The following is a 12,566-nucleotide window of genomic DNA, read 5'->3' on the forward strand; positions in this document are numbered from 1 at the left end:
AACTGCACGGGCTTTGGCAATGCGCGCGGCGGTTTGTTTGCCGGCACAAGAGCCCGCTGCGGGCTTAGAGATAGGGCTGGAAAAAACTCAGCACGCGCTGTGGCAGCCAATTGATGTGGCCGGGAAAGCGGCCACTGACAAAACCGACATGGCCGCCATGGCGTGGGAACTCCAGTAGTACGGCGGGGCTGGTTTCATGCGGCGAGGGCAGGGCGCTGGCCGGCAGAAACGGATCGTTTTGTGCATTGAGCACCAGGGTTGGGCAACTGATTTGTTGCAGCCGTGATTTGCTGCTGGCGGTTTTCCAGTAGTTCAGCGCGGTGCCAAAGCCATGCAGCGGGGCAGTGACCAAGTTGTCAAACTCGATGAAGGTGCGGGCGCGGCGTAATTGTTTGCCATCGAACAAGCCGGGATGGCGTTGCAGTGTCGCCAGGGCTTTGGGTTTGAGGGTATTCATGAACATGCGGGTATATAGCACCCTGCCCAGGCCACGATCCAGCCGGGTGCTGGCCGCAACCAGATCCAGCGGGGCGGAGATGGCCGCTGCGGCCCGCGGTAGGGCCGATGGGCCTTCTTCGGCCAGATAGTTGAGCAGCATGCTGCCTCCCAGCGATACCGCAGCGACTGCCATGACCGGATAACGCAGGGCCAGGCGCTGCAGAATCCAGCGGATTTCTGCCGCATCCCCAGCGTGATAGGCACGTGGCAAGGGGTTGTCCATGCCGCCGCAGCCACGAAAATGCGGTACGACGCCATGCCAGCCACGCTCGGCCAACTGCCGCATCAGTGCGCGGGCATAGTGGCTGTCGCTGCTGCCTTCCAGGCCGTGAAACAGCACAACCAGCGGGCTGCCTGCTTTGCCATCAACAAAATCCAGGGCGATGGAGCCGCCGTCTGGCGTGGTCCACTGCTCACGTCTGTAGGCTGGGCGGGGGCTGCGTAGCATCAGTGCTGGCCAGATGGTCTGGCTGTGACCTTCCGGCAGCCAGGGTGGCGCGGTATAGCTCATCAGGCAGAGGCCGGTTTTTGTGCCGACTTCGGGCGGAATGCCTTGACCACCTTGGGGTCGGTTTCAATGTAAGGACCGCCAAGCAAGTCGATGCAGTAGGGGACCGCGGCAAAAATACCCGGAACCACCGCCTCACCGGCCTCGTTTTTCAGCCCTTCCAGCGTTTCCTTGATGGCCTTGGGTTGGCCCGGCAGATTAAGGATCAGCGTGCTGTTGCGGATGACGCCAAGCTGGCGCGACAGAATGGCAGTGGGTACAAAGCGCAGGCTGATCTGACGCATCTGCTCACCGAAGCCTGGCATTTCCCGGTCGGCCACGGCCAGGGTGGCATCCGGCGTGACATCACGCGGCGCGGGGCCGGTGCCGCCGGTGGTGAGTACCAGTTGGCAGCCTTCTTCATCCACCAGTTGGCGCAGGGTTGCTTCAATTTCGTTCTGCTCGTCCGGAATCAGCCGGGTCTGGGTGGTGAATGGACTGCAGATGGCACTGGCCAGCCAGTCCTGCAGCGCCGGAATGCCCTGATCCTGATACACCCCCGTGCTGGCGCGATCAGATACCGATACCAGACCGATTTTCAGCATTACTCATCTTCTCCATAGGCGTCATCCTCGGTGGCATCTGCCTGCTGGCGTGGTTTGCCCGGTTCGGGGATGGCTTGCTTGATCAGTTGGAATAGCAGGCGGAAGGACTTGGGCGGTTTGTTTTCAGCCTGTTCCTTGCGCGCGTTGCGAATCAGCGTACGCAGTTGCTGCGGGTCGGTGCCTGGAAAGTCATTGATAAAGGCTGCGGACATCTTGTCATCGCTCATCAGGCGTTCGCGCCAGCGTTCCAGCAGATGCTGCCAGGCAATGTGTTCGGCCGACTCGCCCTTGATCACCAGCAGGTACTGGCGGATAGGTTCCGGGTCGATGTCGCGCATCAGCTTGCCGATGTATTGCAACTGGCGGCGCAGTGCGCCGTGGGCGGTAAAGCGTTTGTAGTCCAGAATGGCAGTCAGCAAATCCTCCGGCAGCTGCATTTTCTTCAGCGTATCCTTGGAGAGTTCGACCAGCTCCTTGCCCAGATCCTGCAGCGCGTCCATATCGCGTTTGCGCTGGGACTTGCTGACCATGCCGTCGGGCAGGCTGTCGTTCTGGTAATCAGTCATCGTTCAAAAGTCTCTACGGTTTTCAAGGCTGGTATGATACCGGAAAAGGCGGGCCGATTCCCGTGCAAACACGCCTGGCGTGGTGCTGTTCCTACAGTTACCACATGGGCAAGGCAACATTCATCATGGTAGATAAGACATTGGCAGACAACACATTCAGTTTCAGTAACAACGTATTGCAAGGCATTGCCAGCCGCGTGCTGGAGCTGGCGGCTCAGCATGGTGCCACTGCGGCCGAAACCGATGTTTCCGAAGGATTGGGTCAAACGGTGAGCGTGCGTCTGGGTGAGGTGGAGACCATTGAGTACAACCAGGACAAGGGTGTGTCAGTCACCGTCTATCTTGGTCAGAAAAAAGGCCATGCCAGCACCTCCGACTTTTCGGATCAGGCCTTGCAGGACACGGTGAAGGCGGCATTGGATATTGCGCGCTTTACTGCCGAAGATGCATGTGCGGGTCTGGCCGATCGCCAGTTGCTGGCAAGCGACTTTCCGGATCTGGATCTGTTCCATCCTTGGAATCTGCCGGTGGAGCAAGCCATCGAGCTTGCCCGTAGCTGTGAGGATGCCGCGCGCAGCGTCGATGCGCGTATCAGCAATTCCGAGGGTGCATCGGTATCGGCACAAGCCAGTCATTTCATCTATGCCAACAGCCATGGCTTCATGGCGGGTTATCCGGGGAGTCGGCACAGCATTTCCGCCGCCGTAGTGGCAGAGGAGGCTGGCTCCATGCAGCGCGACTACTGGTATTCAGCCGCCCGGCATCCTGCAGATCTGGATGATCCGCTCACGGTGGGCCGCACGGCAGGTGAGCGTGCGGTGCGGCGGCTGTCTGCGCGCCGGGTGAAGACCGGCCAGTACCCGGTATTGTTCGAGGCCCCGGTGGCTGCGTCGCTGATCGGTCATCTGGTATCCGCCATCAGCGGCGGTAATCTCTACCGCAAATCGTCCTTCCTGCTGGGTGCGCTGGGGCAGCCGGTGTTTCATCCGAATATCATTATTGATGAGGACCCGTTTGTGCTGCGTGGCATGTCCAGTGGTGCCTTTGACAGCGAAGGGGTGGAAACCTCGGCGCGCCGCCTGATTGATCAAGGCGTGTTGCAAGGCTACATGCTGGCCAGCTATTCGGCACGCAAGCTGGGTATGCAGTCCACCGGCAATGCTGGCGGGCCACACAATCTGCTGGTACATACCACGGGTGAAAGCTTTGGCGAGCTGTTGCAGCAGGTGGGCACTGGCTTGCTGGTAACCGAGTTGCTGGGGCATGGCATCAATACCGTCACCGGTGACTACTCGCGCGGCGCGGCCGGTTTCTGGGTGGAAAACGGGGTAATTGCCTATCCGGTGGAAGAGATCACCATTGCCGGCAATCTGCGCGAGATGTTCCAGCGCATGGTGGCTGTCGGGACCGATACGCTGTCCCGCGGTGGCAAGGTGATGGGCTCGGTGCTGATCGAATCCATGATGGTTGCCGGTGAGGGCTAACCCCGGGTCTTGATAAAAGCTGCAGAGTGGGGCCTTGGCAAGCTGTTGCTTGTCAAGCTTACTATTTTGGGGCTATTTCTAAAGCAAGGAACAATGCATCCAATGCGAGGTGCAAGATGGCGGGGAAGAGCAATATTGGCCTGGTACTGTCGGGAGGCGGGGCCAGGGCAGCCTATCAGGCCGGTGTGCTGCTGGCCATTTCAAGGATGATGCCGGATTCCGGGCGTAATCCTTTTCCCATTATCTGTGGCACTTCGGCGGGGGCCATTAATGCAGTAGCCGTTGCCTCGGGTGCTAATAATTACCGTCAGGCGGTGCATTATCTGGCGCAGATGTGGAAGCAGTTGCACATTCAGGATGTGTACGATGCCAGTCTGGCCTATTTTATCAAGACCTTTTTCCATTTCGGCATTTCCATTGCCACCGGCGGCCATGGCTGGCGTAATCCGAAAAGCTTTCTGGATAATGCGCCCTTGCGTGACTTTCTTGCCCGGGTGATGCCGTTTGATGGGATTCGCGACGCGTTGGAGCAGGGGAGTCTGCAGGCACTGGCGCTGACCGCATCCTGTTTCAGTACCGGTATGTCGGTTACTTTTTTTGAAAGTCAGCCCCATATTGACGAATGGTCGCGCCATCAGCGCATGGGGGTGCGTGAACGTATTTCGCTGGATCACCTGATGGCAACGTCGGCCATTCCGCTGATTTTCCCCTCCACCCAGATTGGCAAGCAGTATTACTGCGATGGTGCCATCCGGCAATTGACGCCGCTGTCGCCCGCTTTGCATCTGGGTGCGGACAAGCTGTTCATTGTGGGCCTTACCAGCCAGCGGCCAACAGCAGCCGAACGCCGGATAAGCAGTGTGGTGCCCACGCCAGCACAGATTTTCGGGCATCTGCTCAATAGCATTTTTGTCGATAGCATGTCCATAGACATGGAACGCCTGTTACGTGTCAATCACACGGTATCGTTGCTGCAGGGGCATCAGGATTTGTGCGCACAAACCAGCCTCAAGCAAGTGGATGTTTTCATGCTCAGCCCCAGTCAGTCGCTGGAGAGTATTGCCTATCAGCATGCGCACGAATTTCCACCGGTTTTGCGCTTCCTGATGAAGGGGGCTGGTGGAACCAGAAAGCGCGGCATGACACTGGCTACTTATCTGCTGTTTGAGCCAGGTTATTGCCGTGCCTTGATTGCACTTGGCTACAAGGATGCGCTGGCACAAAAAGATGCCATCAGACAATTTCTGGAACTTTGAATCAGGACTAAAATCCTAGAGGTTCCATTTTCAAGCCCAATACAAAGACAAGGGGAAGTTGTGAGTATTCGTTTATCACGCAGACAGGGTTTTTTTCTGGTGGCGGTCGGCTGCGCCGCAGCAATGGCTTTTGCCCTTTATTCGCAATATGTATTGCATCTGGAGCCCTGCCCCTTGTGCATTTTTCAGCGGGTCGGGGTGATTTCCGTCGGTATTATTGCCTTGCTGGCTGCCCTGCATAACCCGGGGCGCACTGGTTACAGGGTTTGGGGTGTATTGGGCGTGCTGGCCGCGATGGCTGGTGGTGCGGTGTCTTTGCGTCAGTTGTGGCTGCAAAGCCTGCCGGAAGACATGGTTCCTGCTTGTGGGCCTGGCCTGGATTACCTGATGGAAACTTCTCCGCTGTGGGATGTGCTGTCCAAGGTATTCAAAGGCAGTGGCGAGTGTGCCAAGGTTGACTGGACCTTCCTGGGGCAGGCGATGCCATTCTGGGTGGCGGTTTTCTTTGTCGGCGTGATTGCGCTGCAACTATGGTTGGCGTTTCGCAAATCCTGATTCAGTCAATTGATCAAGCCGGTATTTTGCATGATGCGAAATACCGGCTTTTTTACGTGGGAAGCGGGGCAGTGGCTAAATGCAAAAAAGCAGCCTTAGGCTGCTTTTTGATTATTGGCGGAGTGGACGGGACTCGAACCCGCGACCCCCGGCGTGACAGGCCGGTATTCTAACCAACTGAACTACCACTCCAACCTTGGTGGGCGTTGACGGAGTCGAACCGCCGACATTCTGCTTGTAAGGCAGACGCTCTACCAACTGAGCTAAACGCCCGAAAAGGGTTACTGCTTTTAAACTGTTGGCGGAGTGGACGGGACTCGAACCCGCGACCCCCGGCGTGACAGGCCGGTATTCTAACCAACTGAACTACCACTCCAACCTTGGTGGGCGTTGACGGAGTCGAACCGCCGACATTCTGCTTGTAAGGCAGACGCTCTACCAACTGAGCTAAACGCCCGAAAAGGGTTACTGCTGTGTAAACTGTTGGCGGAGTGGACGGGACTCGAACCCGCGACCCCCGGCGTGACAGGCCGGTATTCTAACCAACTGAACTACCACTCCAACCTGGTGGGCGTTGACGGAGTCGAACCGCCGACATTCTGCTTGTAAGGCAGACGCTCTACCAACTGAGCTAAACGCCCGAAAAGGGTTACTGCTGTGTAAACTGTTGGCGGAGTGGACGGGACTCGAACCCGCGACCCCCGGCGTGACAGGCCGGTATTCTAACCAACTGAACTACCACTCCAAACCTTGGTGGGCGTTGACGGAGTCGAACCGCCGACATTCTGCTTGTAAGGCAGACGCTCTACCAACTGAGCTAAACGCCCGAAAAGGGTTACTGCTTTTAAACTGTTGGCGGAGTGGACGGGACTCGAACCCGCGACCCCCGGCGTGACAGGCCGGTATTCTAACCAACTGAACTACCACTCCAACCTTGGTGGGCGTTGACGGAGTCGAACCGCCGACATTCTGCTTGTAAGGCAGACGCTCTACCAACTGAGCTAAACGCCCGAAAAGGGTTACTGCTGTGTAAACTGTTGGCGGAGTGGACGGGACTCGAACCCGCGACCCCCGGCGTGACAGGCCGGTATTCTAACCAACTGAACTACCACTCCAACCTTGGTGGGCGTTGACGGAGTCGAACCGCCGACATTCTGCTTGTAAGGCAGACGCTCTACCAACTGAGCTAAACGCCCTGAAATCTGTTCGCTGTCTGCGTTTGCGTCTCAGCGAGGAGGCGAATTAAAGCACAGCCTAAAAGTCCGCGCAAGGGGGAGGTTTCACTTTTTTGCATAAATCCGGGAATAATCAAATCGCCCGCTTATGCCGACTGAATTTTGTCAGACAGGGGCGTGACGGACTCTTTGGCAGTCATGTATGATTGCCCGATTCGCTTAATCGGATGATGTGCATAATGAAGCCGACCTTTCTCGATTTTGAGCAGCCTATCGCCGAGCTCGAGAACAAGATAGAAGAGCTGCGATTCGTACAGGACGATTCCGTACTGGATATCTCCGAAGAAATCGCACGCCTGCAAAAGAAGAGTCTGGAACTGACCAAGACTCTATATGCCAAACTGTCCCCCTCGCAGATCTCCCAGGTGGCACGCCACCCGCAGCGTCCATATACATTGGATTACCTGCGCAGCATCTTCACTGACTTCGAAGAGCTGCATGGCGATCGTGCTTTTGCCGATGATCCGGCAATCGTGGGTGGCCTGGCCCGTTTCAATGGCCAGCCCGTGATGGTGATTGGCCATCAGAAGGGCCGCGATACCAAGGAAAAGATTTATCGCAATTTCGGCATGCCGCGTCCGGAAGGCTATCGCAAGGCATTGCGCCTGATGAAGCTGGCCGAGAAGTTTGGCATTCCCATCATCACCTTTATCGATACGCCGGGTGCTTATCCGGGCATTGGCGCAGAAGAGCGCGGCCAGTCCGAGGCAATTGGTCGCAATCTTTACGAGATGACGCGTCTGCGTGTTCCCATCATCTGCACGGTGATTGGTGAGGGTGGTTCCGGTGGCGCGCTTGCCATTGCCGTGGGCGATCAAGTCAACATGTTGCAATATTCAACCTACTCGGTGATTTCACCTGAAGGTTGTGCGTCCATTCTGTGGAAAACTGCAGAACGTGCTTCTGAGGCTGCCGAGGCGCTGGGTATTACAGCCAATAGACTGAAGACTCTGGGCTTGATCGATCGTGTGATCAACGAGCCGGTTGGCGGTGCGCATCGTGATCATGCTCAGATGATGAATGCGATGAAGCGGGTAATTCAGGAGCAACTGAAAGACTTTGCCAATCGTCCGATTGATGCGCTTCTTAAAGAGCGTTTCGATCGTCTGATGAGTTACGGGCGTTTCAAGGAAGATGCAGCCTGACCTGCTGCCTGACCTGTTAGCCAGTTGGCCGGACAATTTGTCCGGCCTTTCTGCTTTTGAAGTGGGGCTAAGTGGCGGGCTTGACTCCATGGTATTGCTGTCATTGCTGGTGCGAGCAAGGCAGTACCGTCCGCAGTTGCAGATATCTGCTGTGCATGTGCATCACGGTCTTAGTGATCATGCCGAGGCTTGGGTGCAGCATTGCCAGTCGGTCTGTACCAACTGGGATGTCCCCTTGCGTGTGGCGCGGGTCAGTGTGAATCGGGCTGCCCCGCAGGGGGTGGAGGCTCATGCCCGCTTATTGCGTTACCAGGCTTATGCCCAAGCGTCTGCCCAGGTAATGGTGCTGGCCCAGCATCAGGATGACCAGGCAGAAACGGTATTGTTGCAGCTTCTGCGCGGTGGCGGTGTCAAGGCGCTTGCTGGCATGCCGGCTTGCCGGTCATTGGCCGGCTTGGTCTTGTGGCGCCCCTTGTTGGCCTACTCGCGGCAGCAGTTGGAACAGTATGCCGCGCTGTTCCAGCTGCGCTGGGTGGAGGATGACAGCAATATTGATACCCGTTACCGCCGCAACATGTTGCGTCATTGCGTGATGCCTTTGCTGGCTGAACACTTGCCTGCTTATCGCCAGCATATTGTGCGAACTGCCTGGCATATGAGCCAGGCATCAGCACTGATTGATGAGGTTGTTGCTGCTGATCTGGCGCAGGGCAGGAGAGGGCATGGTTTTGATGTAGCCAGCCTGCTGGCCTTGTCGGAAGTCAGGCAGGGGTTTGTCTTGCTCGCCTGGCTGCATGAGCAGGGGGTGGGAGCGGTGGCTCCAGATCGTGTGCAGGAATTTCTGCGCCAGCTCAGGTGTGCTGCTGAGCAAAGCCAGCCCAGTCTGGTTGTGCGCGAAGTGGTCGTATTGCGCTACCGTGGCAATCTGCATGTGTTTCGTCTGCGGGAGGGTTTGCAGTCGCAATTTATGCAGCCCGCGCTCATGGAGCAGGTGCATGAGCAGCGCGTCCCATCCTGGGGGGGGTGTTTGCGCTGGGAGCGCCGCGGTGGAATTTCCCCTGATGTGCTGGAGCGCGGGTTTTACCTGTCGCCAAGGCGTGGGGGCGAGTTGTTGTTGCAGCCCGCGGGCAGGCGGCAGGTGAAGAAGTTGCTGCAGGAAGCGGGGATTCCGCCCTTGTTGCGCAAGCAGTGGCCTTTGCTGTCTGATGCGGATGGGAAATTGCTGGCATTGCCTGGCGTGGCAGTTTCCAGCGAGTGTTATGATCCGGATGGTTATTGGCCGGAATGGTTGCCGGAGCAATAAAAAAGCGCCTTTTGACAAGGCGCTTTTTGCTATGCGGCTAATGACTCAGTCGCGATCGCCACTGAAGGCCAGCAGTAGTTGCAGCAGGCTGGTAAACAAATTGTAGATGCTGATGTAGATCGACAGCGCGGCCGATACATAGCTGGTTTCACCGCCATCCACAACAACCTTTACCTGCCAGAGGATCATCAGCGAACTGAACAAGGCAAATGCAGCGGCAATTGCCAACTGAACCCCGGGCATCTGCAAGAAAAGGTTGGCGACAACAGCCACCATTAGCACAATGGCACCAACGGTGAGGAAGCTGCCTAGTGCTGACAGGTCTCGTTTGGTGGTGCTGGCAATGCCGGCCATGACGGCGAAGACCAGTGCCGTGGCAGCACCTGCGGTCATGATCAACTGTCCTCCGTTACTGAAACGCAGCGCAAACTGCAGCAACGGTCCGAGCAGCAGACCCATCATGAAGGTGAAGCCCAGCATCAGGAACACGCCCAGCGAATTATTGCGGTTCTTTTCGATGGCGAATACCAGGCCATAAAAAACAGCCATGATGGCAAGCATGCCCATGATAGGGCTGGCGGCCATGAAGGCAAAGTTCAGATGTGTGCCAATGAGCGCACCCATGATGGTAGGGATCATGGAAAGGCCGAGCAAGCCATAGGTGTTGCGCAAAACCTTGTTACGCGCAAGGCCGACGGTGCTGGCCTGGTAAGTATTGTGCAGGTCTGGTTGCATGCTGCCCTCTCTTGGTGTGGTGTTTGCTGTTCAAAACAGCTGGCATGATAATCAAGTGCCAGCATTGTGACATGAAACCATGCCAATAGTTCATTGTGAATGGCTTGAAAGATAAACTGGGCTGGGGTATAGTGCGCCCTCTTCGTCGGTGATATTCAATGTCCTGACAGGGCGAGCGTGGCGGAATTGGTAGACGCACTGGATTTAGGTTCCAGCGCCGCAAGGCGTGAGAGTTCGAGTCTCTCCGCTCGCACCACACATATTTCCTGATTTTCCCAAGTAGTAACTCCCCTTGTTGTCCAGTGTGATGCATTACTGGTGATTTCATGCCCCTGTTTGCTGCATGGCTTCAGCGATGACTGCCGAGATCTGACTTTTTTGGGCAGGATGGTTGCGGCATGCGGTGCATGTGTCTGTTTTGCAGTACTTAATAAATTCATCAATATGAAGGCGCCCTGTTGTCCGCACGCTGTGTTGAATGCTTGGCTTGGCCGCATGATTCGCCTGCATACAAAAACAGGCTGCATGCTATACTGCGCGTTTTCGCAATGGGATGCTGTCCAGTCGTGGCTGCGTTACGCAGGCAAGGGTGGGGACTGCACTTGTAGCCGGGGCTTGTGGCCCCATATAGAGCCGAAGCCCTAGGGGGTTTCACCTGTTTTCCAAAATACGAAATGTTCGTGCAAGGGCCGAACTCGTATTCAGATGACTAGTTTAAGGATTGAACATGCAAGTACAACTGGAAACGTTGAGCAATCTTGAGCGTCGCATGAACATCGCTCTGCCGATGGCTGCCATTGATGCTCAAGTGACTGAGCGCCTGAAGCGCGTGGCACGTACTGCCAAGATTCAAGGTTTCCGCCCGGGCAAGGCTCCGCTGAAAATCGTTGAAGCCAACTACGGTGCCCAGGTGCGTGAAGAAGTGTTGGGCGAGCAGGTTCAGCAAGGTTTCTACAGCGCAGTGAACGAACAAAAGCTGCGCGTTGCCGGCTATCCGCGTTTTGAGCCGGTTGCAGCCGAGGGCGATGCAGAAAACTTCAAGTTTGCTGCAACCTTCGAGGTTTACCCGGAAGTGAAAGTTGGCGAACTGGCCGACAAGGAAATCAAGAAGCCTTCCACGCCGGTAACTGATGTTGAAATCGAAAAAACCATCGATATCCTGCGCAAGCAGCGTACCCGTTATAACCGCGTAGAGCGCGCTGCTGCCGAAGGCGACCGCGTGATCATCGACTTCAAGGGTAGTATCGACGGGGTACTGTTTGATGGCGGTTCCTCCGAGAACTTCCCCTTCGTGATTGGTCAGGGCCAGATGCTGGCTGACTTCGAAGCTGGCGTGACCGGCATGAAGGAAGGTGAAGTCAAGAACGTGGAAGTGTCCTTCCCGGCTGACTATCATGGCAAGGATGTTGCCGGCAAGACTGCCGTCTTCGAAATCACCGTGAAGAATGTTGCTGAAGCAACGCTGCCGGAAGTGAATGAAGAGTTCGCCAAGCTGCTGGGTATCGCTGATGGCGACGTAGAAAAGATGCGCGCTGAGATCCGCAAGAATGTGGAGCGTGAAGTAAAGCGTCGTCTGCAAGCCCGCACCAAGGAAGCCGTGATGCAGGCACTGCTGGATGCCACTGAAATCACCCTGCCCAAGGCACTGGTTCAGCTGGAAATCGGCCGTCTGATCGAACAGGCACAACGCGACATGCAGCAACGCGGCATGAACGTGAAGGATATGCCCTTCCCGCCGGAACTGTTTGCCCAGCAAGCAGAGCGCCGCGTGGCGCTGGGTCTGATCCTGGCTGAGGTAGTGGATGCTAACAAGCTGGAAGCCAAGCCGGAGCAGGTGAAGGCCATGATCGAAGAGTTTGCCGACAGCTATGAGCATCCGGAAGAAGTGCTGACCTGGTACTACGCCAGCGCCGACCGTCTGGAAGGTCCGACCTCCATGGTGCTGGAAGACAATGTGGTGGAATTCGTTCTGTCCAAGGCCAAGGTTGAAGTAGAAGAACTGTCCTTTGATGCCCTGATGGGTAACAACGCCTGATAACGACGCAAACGGAGTTGGTCGATGAAATCGATGATTGAACCGCAAGGGCTGGGTCTGGTGCCCATGGTAGTGGAGCAGAGTGGTCGTGGCGAACGTGCTTACGACATCTACTCGCGCCTGCTCAAGGAGCGTATCGTGTTCCTGGTGGGGCCCGTCACCGACGAATCGGCCAACCTGGTTGTGGCGCAGATGCTGTTCCTTGAGTCGGAAAATCCGGACAAGGACATCTACTTCTACATCAATTCGCCAGGTGGCTCGATTACGGCGGGCATGTCCATTTACGACACGATGAATTTCATCAAGCCGGACATCTCAACTCTGTGCATTGGCCAGGCTGCAAGCATGGGTGCTTTCCTGCTGTCTGCCGGTACTCATGGCAAGCGCTTTGCCTTGACCAATAGCCGGGTGATGATTCACCAGCCGTTGTTGTATGGCGGTGGTCTGAGTGGCCAGGTAACCGATATCGAGATCCATGCCCGCGAATTGGTGAAGGTGAAGGCCAAGATGAATGAATTGCTGGCCAAGCATTCCGGCCAGACCATTGAGCGTTTGCAGGCTGATACCGAGCGTGACAATTTCATGTCCGCCGACGAGGCACGCGAATACGGCCTGATTGATAAAGTGCTGACTTCCCGCAAGGATGTCACGGCGTAAGCAGT

General features: G+C 56.4%; 11 protein-coding genes and 13 tRNA genes. 8 read left to right on the forward strand and 16 right to left on the reverse strand.

The window, feature by feature from the left end; genetic code table 11:
- Positions 1-64: 64 nt before the first annotated feature.
- From DLM_RS05385 to yjgA, 3 genes are read right to left on the reverse strand one after another with little or no spacing between them, the layout of a single operon-like run.
- Entirely contained in the window at positions 65-1,009 is a 945-nt protein-coding gene (locus DLM_RS05385) for a YheT family hydrolase (protein ID WP_089085318.1), read from the reverse strand.
- Entirely contained in the window at positions 1,009-1,590 is a 582-nt protein-coding gene (gene mog / locus DLM_RS05390; RefSeq protein ID WP_089085319.1) for a molybdopterin adenylyltransferase, read from the reverse strand. Before mog ends, DLM_RS05385 begins: the two co-directional genes overlap by 1 nt.
- The gene (gene yjgA / locus DLM_RS05395) at positions 1,590-2,156 is read right to left on the reverse strand and encodes a ribosome biogenesis factor YjgA (RefSeq protein WP_089085320.1); all 567 of its coding nucleotides are present in this window, start codon (positions 2,154-2,156) and stop codon (positions 1,590-1,592) included. Before yjgA ends, mog begins: the two co-directional genes overlap by 1 nt.
- Before the next feature lie 125 nt (positions 2,157-2,281).
- Here yjgA and pmbA point away from each other — a divergent pair, with 125 nt between their 5' ends.
- From pmbA to DLM_RS05410, 3 genes are read left to right on the forward strand one after another with little or no spacing between them, the layout of a single operon-like run.
- Positions 2,282-3,640: a metalloprotease PmbA gene (gene pmbA, locus DLM_RS05400; protein ID WP_167467042.1), complete on the forward strand. Its 1,359-nt coding sequence runs from the start codon at positions 2,282-2,284 to the stop codon at positions 3,638-3,640.
- Between the two features lie 26 nt (positions 3,641-3,666).
- A complete protein-coding gene (locus tag DLM_RS05405; protein WP_231960081.1) occupies positions 3,667-4,896 on the forward strand; it encodes a patatin-like phospholipase family protein in 1,230 nt (409 codons plus the stop codon).
- A gap of 60 nt (positions 4,897-4,956) precedes the next feature.
- On the forward strand, positions 4,957-5,451 hold the full coding sequence (locus tag DLM_RS05410) for a disulfide bond formation protein B (RefSeq protein WP_197715507.1): 495 nt from the start codon (positions 4,957-4,959) through the stop codon (positions 5,449-5,451).
- 115 nt (positions 5,452-5,566) lie between these two features.
- On the opposite strand, the gene DLM_RS05415 is transcribed toward DLM_RS05410, so the two are convergent.
- The 12 genes from DLM_RS05415 to DLM_RS05470 form a co-directional block, all read right to left on the reverse strand.
- Positions 5,567-5,643: transfer RNA gene (locus tag DLM_RS05415), tRNA-Asp, on the reverse strand.
- A gap of 5 nt (positions 5,644-5,648) precedes the next feature.
- Positions 5,649-5,724: transfer RNA gene (locus DLM_RS05420), tRNA-Val, on the reverse strand.
- A gap of 26 nt (positions 5,725-5,750) precedes the next feature.
- Positions 5,751-5,827 (reverse strand) — tRNA-Asp (locus tag DLM_RS05425).
- Between the two features lie 5 nt (positions 5,828-5,832).
- A tRNA-Val gene (locus DLM_RS05430) sits at positions 5,833-5,908 on the reverse strand.
- Positions 5,909-5,935: 27 nt separating this feature from the next.
- Positions 5,936-6,012: transfer RNA gene (locus tag DLM_RS05435), tRNA-Asp, on the reverse strand.
- A gap of 4 nt (positions 6,013-6,016) precedes the next feature.
- Positions 6,017-6,092 (reverse strand) — tRNA-Val (locus DLM_RS05440).
- A gap of 27 nt (positions 6,093-6,119) precedes the next feature.
- Positions 6,120-6,196 (reverse strand) — tRNA-Asp (locus DLM_RS05445).
- Between the two features lie 6 nt (positions 6,197-6,202).
- Positions 6,203-6,278, reverse strand: a tRNA-Val gene (locus tag DLM_RS05450).
- Positions 6,279-6,304: 26 nt separating this feature from the next.
- Positions 6,305-6,381 (reverse strand) — tRNA-Asp (locus DLM_RS05455).
- Positions 6,382-6,386: 5 nt separating this feature from the next.
- Positions 6,387-6,462, reverse strand: a tRNA-Val gene (locus DLM_RS05460).
- Between the two features lie 27 nt (positions 6,463-6,489).
- A tRNA-Asp gene (locus tag DLM_RS05465) sits at positions 6,490-6,566 on the reverse strand.
- Positions 6,567-6,571: 5 nt separating this feature from the next.
- Positions 6,572-6,647: transfer RNA gene (locus DLM_RS05470), tRNA-Val, on the reverse strand.
- A 218-nt stretch (positions 6,648-6,865) separates the two neighbouring features.
- On the opposite strand from DLM_RS05470, the gene DLM_RS05475 reads away from it, so the two are divergent.
- Positions 6,866-7,831 carry an acetyl-CoA carboxylase carboxyltransferase subunit alpha gene (locus DLM_RS05475; protein ID WP_045845354.1) on the forward strand — a complete coding sequence of 322 codons (966 nt, stop codon included), beginning with the start codon at positions 6,866-6,868 and terminating at the stop codon, positions 7,829-7,831.
- Positions 7,821-9,134, forward strand: coding sequence for a tRNA lysidine(34) synthetase TilS (gene tilS, locus DLM_RS05480; RefSeq protein WP_089085322.1), 1,314 nt, complete (start codon positions 7,821-7,823; stop codon positions 9,132-9,134). Before DLM_RS05475 ends, tilS begins: the two co-directional genes overlap by 11 nt.
- Positions 9,135-9,179: 45 nt before the next feature.
- On the opposite strand, the gene DLM_RS05485 is transcribed toward tilS, so the two are convergent.
- Entirely contained in the window at positions 9,180-9,869 is a 690-nt protein-coding gene (locus tag DLM_RS05485; protein WP_089085323.1) for a Bax inhibitor-1 family protein, read from the reverse strand.
- Positions 9,870-10,040: 171 nt separating this feature from the next.
- On the opposite strand from DLM_RS05485, the gene DLM_RS05490 reads away from it, so the two are divergent.
- From DLM_RS05490 to clpP, 3 genes are all read left to right on the forward strand, one after another.
- Positions 10,041-10,125: transfer RNA gene (locus DLM_RS05490), tRNA-Leu, on the forward strand.
- 471 nt (positions 10,126-10,596) lie between these two features.
- Positions 10,597-11,904: a trigger factor gene (gene tig, locus DLM_RS05495; RefSeq protein WP_089085324.1), complete on the forward strand. Its 1,308-nt coding sequence runs from the start codon at positions 10,597-10,599 to the stop codon at positions 11,902-11,904.
- A 24-nt stretch (positions 11,905-11,928) separates the two neighbouring features.
- The gene (gene clpP, locus DLM_RS05500; RefSeq protein ID WP_089085325.1) at positions 11,929-12,561 is read left to right on the forward strand and encodes an ATP-dependent Clp endopeptidase proteolytic subunit ClpP; all 633 of its coding nucleotides are present in this window, start codon (positions 11,929-11,931) and stop codon (positions 12,559-12,561) included.
- Positions 12,562-12,566 lie beyond the last annotated feature (5 nt).

The organism is Aquitalea magnusonii, assembly GCF_002217795.2.
Taxonomy (GTDB): Bacteria; Pseudomonadota; Gammaproteobacteria; order Burkholderiales; family Chromobacteriaceae; genus Aquitalea; species Aquitalea magnusonii_B.

Bases quoted from the DNA above. Each gene is read 5' to 3' on its own strand.
- DLM_RS05385 (WP_089085318.1), bottom strand. From the start codon at position 1,009: ATGAGCTATACCGCGCCACCCTGGCTGCCGGAAGGTCACAGCCAGACC.
- mog (WP_089085319.1), bottom strand. From the start codon at position 1,590: ATGCTGAAAATCGGTCTGGTATCGGTATCTGATCGCGCCAGCACGGGG.
- yjgA (WP_089085320.1), bottom strand. From the start codon at position 2,156: ATGACTGATTACCAGAACGACAGCCTGCCCGACGGCATGGTCAGCAAG.
- pmbA (WP_167467042.1), top strand. From the start codon at position 2,282: ATGGTAGATAAGACATTGGCAGACAACACATTCAGTTTCAGTAACAAC.
- DLM_RS05475 (WP_045845354.1), top strand. From the start codon at position 6,866: ATGAAGCCGACCTTTCTCGATTTTGAGCAGCCTATCGCCGAGCTCGAG.
- tilS (WP_089085322.1), top strand. From the start codon at position 7,821: ATGCAGCCTGACCTGCTGCCTGACCTGTTAGCCAGTTGGCCGGACAAT.
- DLM_RS05485 (WP_089085323.1), bottom strand. From the start codon at position 9,869: ATGCAACCAGACCTGCACAATACTTACCAGGCCAGCACCGTCGGCCTT.
- tig (WP_089085324.1), top strand. From the start codon at position 10,597: ATGCAAGTACAACTGGAAACGTTGAGCAATCTTGAGCGTCGCATGAAC.
- clpP (WP_089085325.1), top strand. From the start codon at position 11,929: ATGAAATCGATGATTGAACCGCAAGGGCTGGGTCTGGTGCCCATGGTA.